Here is a 2985-nt window from a genome sequence, read left to right on the forward strand (position 1 = left end):
CTGGTAAGCAGAGTTTTTGAAATGTAAGGCCTTTGAATAAGACAAAAGGCTGCCTCATCGCTAACTTTGCAACAGTGCCTGGCTGCTTCAGCACAAGGTGCTGTTGCCCGCCGCGTCCACCCTGACCAGGATCATTGGTGAAATCCGTGAGCGGGCAAATCGCCGCCTGTGGCGAAAGCTGGCATCGCTACCTGACAGCTGGCAGACCGCACAACTGGCAGGGTTACTTGAGATCCCTGAAGGGCAGCGGATGTCGGTTATGGAGCAGCTACGCAAAGGTCCTGTAACGGTTAGTGGGCCGTCTTTTACGGAAGCGCTAGAACGTTATACCCGACTGAGAAACCTGGAGTTTTCCCGGCTGAATTTTAGCGGGCTGCCGGCCATACAACTGCGTAATCTGGCCCGCTACGCCGGCATGGCATCAGCAAGGTATATCACCAGAATGCCAGAAGCACGGCGGCTGGCTGTGCTGACCGCATTTGTTAAAGCGCAGGAAATAGCCGCCCTGGATGAAGCCGTTGATGTGCTTGATATGCTGATCCTGGACATCGCCCGTGAGGCAAAGAAAACGGGGCAGAAAAAGCGGCTCAGGACGCTGAAAGATCTCGATCGGGCAGCACTACTGCTGGCGCGGGCCTGTGCGCTTCTGCTTGACGAAAATACTGATGAGAGTGCGTTGCGAAAGACCATATTCAAAAGCGTGCCGGTCGCAAGGATTGCGGAGTCTGTTGATAAAGTTAATGAGCTGGCCCGCCCGCATAATACAAATTTTCAGGATGAAATGGTGGAGCAGTACGGCCGGGTGAAGCGCTTCCTTCCTGCGCTTCTGCGCGACCTGCACTTTTGTGCCGCTCCTGACGGTGAGCATACCCTGGCTGCTGTCCATTACCTTACCGAACTGAACGGTTCGAAAAAACGCATACTGGACGATGCGCCTGAACACATCATCACCGGCCCCTGGAAACGTCTGGTCTATGATACTGATGGCCGTATACAACGCGCCGGCTACTCACTGTGCCTGCTGGAACGTCTTCAGGATGCACTGCGTCGTCGTGATATCTGGCTGGAAAACAGCGACCGCTGGGGCGATCCGCGCCGGAAGCTGCTTCAGGGCAGGGAATGGCAGGCTCAGCGTGTGGCCGTCTGTCGTGCGCTGGGACACCCCACTGACGGCAGAAAAGCGGTACAACAGCTGGCAGCGCAACTGGATGAGACCTGGAAAACGGTATCGCGTCGCTTTGACTGTAATGATGCCGTGAGCATCTGTCATAACGGTAAGTATCCTTCCCTGACTGTCAGCAGCCTGGAAAAACTCGATGAGCCGCCTGCGCTGACACAGCTGAGCAGCCGGGTGAAACAGCTTCTCCCGCCCGTGGATTTAACCGAACTGCTGCTCGAAATCGACGCCAGAACCGGTTTTACCCGTGAGTTTACGCACGTCAGTGAATCAGAAGCCAGAGCAAAGGATCTTCACGTCAGCCTGTGTGCCGTTCTGCTGGCCGAGGCCTGTAATATCGGGCATGAGCCACTGATAAAACACAATATACCGGCACTGACCCGCCACCGGCTCAGCTGGGTGAAACAGAATTACCTCCGGGCAGAAACACTGGTCAGCGCCAATGCCCGGCTGGTTGATTTTCAGTCCACGCTGGAGCTTGCCGGCCACTGGGGCGGTGGCGAGGTGGCTTCAGCTGACGGCATGCGCTTTGTCACGCCGGTGAAAACGCTCAACGCCGGACCGAACAAAAAATATTTTGGTTCAGGGCGTGGCATCACCTGGTACAACTTCATTTCAGATCAGTACACCGGGTTCCACGGTATTGTCATTCCCGGCACATTACGCGACTCCATTTTTGTGCTGGAAGGTCTTCTGGAACAGCAGACAGGGCTGAATCCGGTCGAAATTATGACAGACACGGCCGGTGCCAGTGACATCATTTTTGGCCTGTTCTGGCTGCTGGGATATCAGTTTTCTCCCCGGCTGGCTGATGCCGGTGAAGCCGTATTCTGGCGGATCGACAAAAACGCCCATTACGGCGCACTAGATGAACTGGCAAGAGGATGCGTGGAGTTAACCAGGATTGAAAACCACTGGGATGAAATGATGCGGGCATCCGGTTCCCTGAAACTGGGCACCATCCACGCATCGGAGCTTATCCGTTCTCTGCTCAGAAGTACCCGCCCGTCAGGGCTGGCGCAGGCGATCATGGAGGTCGGGCGGGTCAACAAGACATTGTACCTGCTTAATTATATCGATGATGAGGATTATCGCCGCCGTATTCTGACGCAACTGAACCGGGGAGAAGGCCGTCATGCTGTGGCCAGAGCCATCTGTTACGGTCAGCGCGGTGAGATCAGGAAGCGTTACCGCGAGGGGCAGGAAGACCAGCTGGGCGCGCTGGGTCTGGTCACTAACGCCGTGGTGCTGTGGAACTCACTCTATATGCAGGAAGCACTTTCGCATATAAGGACAACCACGGGCGAAACACCGGATGATGAACATATTGCCCGGCTGTCACCGTTGATGCACGGGCATATCAATATGCTGGGGCATTACACATTCACGCTGCCGGAGGATATTCTGAAGGGAGAGCTTCGCCCTTTAAATATTAATATAAACAATGAAGTATCTTCTTAACGTGGTTTTTTAGGCACTGTTGCAAATAGTCGGTGGTGATAAACTTATCATCCCCTTTTGCTGATGGAGCTGCACATGAACCCATTCAAAGGCCGGCATTTTCAGCGTGACATCATTCTGTGGGCCGTACGCTGGTACTGCAAATACGGCATCAGTTACCGTGAGCTGCAGGAGATGCTGGCTGAACGCGGAGTGAATGTCGATCACTCCACGATTTACCGCTGGGTTCAGCGTTATGCGCCTGAAATGGAAAAACGGCTGCGCTGGTACTGGCGTAACCCTTCCGATCTTTGCCCGTGGCACATGGATGAAACCTACGTGAAGGTCAATGGCCGCTGGGCGTATCT

1 protein-coding gene and 1 pseudogene are annotated in these 2985 nt (G+C 54.6%); both read left to right on the forward strand.

What is annotated here, in order from left to right; genetic code table 11:
- Positions 1–73 precede the first annotated feature (73 nt).
- A pseudogene (locus OGY18_RS13105) lies at positions 74–2638 on the forward strand (Tn3 family transposase); the annotation flags it as partial.
- A gap of 75 nt (positions 2639–2713) precedes the next feature.
- Positions 2714–2985, forward strand: a 272-nt coding sequence (locus OGY18_RS13110; protein WP_001067824.1) for an IS6 family transposase, incomplete at its 3' end; no start/stop codon positions are given.

Origin of the sequence: Citrobacter sp. Cpo142 (genome assembly GCF_030332425.1) — a bacterium.
GTDB classification, from domain to species: domain Bacteria; phylum Pseudomonadota; class Gammaproteobacteria; order Enterobacterales; family Enterobacteriaceae; genus Citrobacter; species Citrobacter portucalensis.